This is a genomic window from SAR202 cluster bacterium, from assembly GCA_009392515.1.
In the GTDB taxonomy this organism is placed as follows: Bacteria; Chloroflexota; Dehalococcoidia; order Lucifugimonadales; family UBA6952; genus UBA6952.
Map to the genome: position 1 here is coordinate 1 of VFGE01000001.1, position 2735 is coordinate 2735.

A 2735-nucleotide genomic window follows, 5' to 3' on the forward strand; every position below is an offset into this window, starting at 1 on the left:
CCCGCCTCGGGCTCGAACCGAGAACCTACTGATTAAGAGTCAGTTGCTCTGCCAAATTGAGCTAGCGGGCCTCGGAACCCTGCACGGAATTTAACATTGCTATTAGTTACTGTCAATATTTTTACTACTATAAATTTTAATTCTTATCGTGCTATTATGTGAATTATATTGTAAATACTAAAAAAAACTAATGAATTACGCCCTGTAAACTATAATAATTTAACAAATAACCATGAAAATAAAAGATTTTGGCGAATTTAATATTATTGAATATATATCCAATACTCTTTCTAAAGATAAAGTACAAACCTCACTCAGCAATTCTTTAGATATACAAATTGGTGTAGGTGATGATACTGCTGCTTGGCAAACCCAACCAGGTTTGCAATTAGCCACAACCGACACAATGGTTGATCAGATTCATTTTATATTAAACACATCTAATTTAATTGATATTGGTTGGAAATCTATAGCTACTAATTTAAGTGATATAGCCTCTATGGGAGGCACTCCTACTACGGCTTTAATAACCTTAGGACTACCTGGAGAAATGAAAATAACCGACTTAAAATCTCTTTATCATGGAATAATCGAATGCGCATCGACTTATAACACAAAAATTATTGGAGGAGATATTGTAAAATCCCCAATACTTTTTATAACAGTTGCTGTGTACGGTGTTTGCCAAAACCCCACTATGCAACGTTCTCTACTTAAAGAAAACGACTTGATCGGAATAACTGGCTTTACAGGGTTATCAAAAGCAGGATTAGAGCTATCCAAACCAAAAAATGAATTAAAAAATCTAACACCAAATAATTCCCAAATGTTTTACAACGCTCATTTCAGGCCAAAACCAAAGATTAAGGAAGGAAAAATACTGAAAGAAATAGGTGCTATATGTGCCATGGATATAAGTGATGGATTATTTAGTGATCTCAATAAAATGCTTACTGCTAGCCAAATTGGTGCAGTCATCAATCAATCTTCTGTTCCTATCCATCCTGAAATTTCTAAAGTTTTTCCTAACTCAGATTTTGAAATGGCTACTAATGGAGGAGAAGATTATGAAATTTTATTTGGGATTTCGTCTAATAAACTAGATAAAGTAAAATCCTTATTACCAGAATCTCATATCATTGGAAAAGCTTGTTCTGGTGAAGCAGGAGTAATAGAATTGATTGCAGATGATAAAACATACAAATTAAATCGATTCAATGGATGGGATCATTTTAGACAATGAATAGCTTTACCTATATTTCTATATCTGAGGAACAAACACAATCACTAGGCCAAGCTATAGCTCAATTCGCAGCCAGTGATTGTTTATTATTATTAAAAGGAGACTTGGGTACTGGAAAAACCACGCTAACTCAGTCAATTGTCAAAAATATCGATTCTAGTATAAAGGTAAAAAGCCCAACTTTTGTAATAGCTCATGAATACCGATCAGATCCACTGATATACCACGTAGACCTTTATCGTATTGAAGACGAAATTGATTTTTATGACATAGGAATTTTAGAACTAATTAGAGAAGACACCCTATGTATTATAGAATGGCCTGATAAATTTGTAGACATGTTACCACAAGCATATATTATTATAGATATAAAAATCATAGATGATGCATCAAGAGAATTTAAATTTTCATCCAAAGGCAACTTTCACAACAAAGTTTTAACGAATATACAATCTGCAGTAAATGCAATCAAATAAAATTAATGTTATTAGCAATAGATACCACAAATAAAAATTCTGGAATAGCTTTAATCGACAAAAATAAAACAATTGTCGAATTAATAGAATGGAATACCACATATAACCATACCCCAGACTTATTACCTAATATCCATAAAATCTTAACTAACTCTAAATGTGAATTTAGAGATCTCCATGGTATATCCATTAATATCGGCCCTGGTCAATTTAGTGGATTGAGAGTTGGTCTAACTACTGCAAAAACGATTTCATGGTCATATAATCTCCCATTAGTTACATCAACGAGCCTTGAAGTCGAAGCTTATAGCCATCAAAATTTTGATGGTATCGTATGTCCAGTTATTTTACTTAATAAATTACAAATTGCATGGTCAATGTATAATTTTCAACTAGATACATTGCCTGAGATCTACGAAACACATATAGACACTATTGATACATTCTCTGACAATATCAAATTAGCAATCGAACAATCTACGTTATATGAGCAAAACTTTATCCTATGTGGAGATTCTATTTCCAATTTTATAAAATTGGAAATAAATAATAAATACAGATTTATGAATAGTACATCTAGCGAAAGAATAATTAATTTAGCAACAATAGGGTTAGAAAAATTAAATAATAATGAAATAGCTGATACAACAATTATAGAGCCATTTTATTTAAAACCCCCTAGTGTAACAAAACCCAAATAATAAAGGAGAAACAAAATGGAAAAAACATTAGTATTATTAAAACCAGACACTCTGCAAAGAAATCTTGTCGGCCCAATAATTTCTAGATTAGAACAAAGAGGATTAACAATAATCGGACTCAAACTACTACAAATGAATAACGAATTAGCTTCAAAACATTATTCTGCACACGTTGATAAACCATTTTTTGGACCATTGGTCGAATTTATAACATCAGGACCAATCATTGCAATTGCTTTACAAGGAAAAGATAGTGTAAATGTAGTAAGAAATACAATGGGATCAACAAACCCAGTTGATGCCAATCCAGGGACA

General features: G+C 32.0%; 4 protein-coding genes and 1 tRNA gene. 4 read left to right on the top strand and 1 reads right to left on the bottom strand.

All coding sequences use genetic code 11. From position 1 onward, the window contains the following. Positions 1-69: transfer RNA gene (locus FI695_00005), tRNA-Lys, on the bottom strand. A 163-nt stretch (positions 70-232) separates the two neighbouring features. Between FI695_00005 and thiL the strand changes: the two genes are divergently transcribed. The 4 genes from thiL to FI695_00025 all read left to right on the top strand — a co-directional run. Then, positions 233-1243 (top strand): thiamine-phosphate kinase, encoded by a 1011-nt coding sequence (gene thiL, locus FI695_00010; protein ID MQG50346.1) that lies wholly within the window; start codon positions 233-235, stop codon positions 1241-1243. Next, positions 1240-1719 (top strand): tRNA (adenosine(37)-N6)-threonylcarbamoyltransferase complex ATPase subunit type 1 TsaE, encoded by a 480-nt coding sequence (tsaE, locus tag FI695_00015; GenBank protein MQG50347.1) that lies wholly within the window; start codon positions 1240-1242, stop codon positions 1717-1719. Before thiL ends, tsaE begins: the two co-directional genes overlap by 4 nt. 5 nt (positions 1720-1724) lie before the next feature. Next, entirely contained in the window at positions 1725-2420 is a 696-nt protein-coding gene (tsaB, locus tag FI695_00020) for a tRNA (adenosine(37)-N6)-threonylcarbamoyltransferase complex dimerization subunit type 1 TsaB (protein MQG50348.1), read from the top strand. 15 nt (positions 2421-2435) lie between these two features. Continuing rightward, positions 2436-2735, top strand: a 300-nt coding sequence (locus tag FI695_00025; protein MQG50349.1) for a nucleoside-diphosphate kinase, incomplete at its 3' end; no start/stop codon positions are given.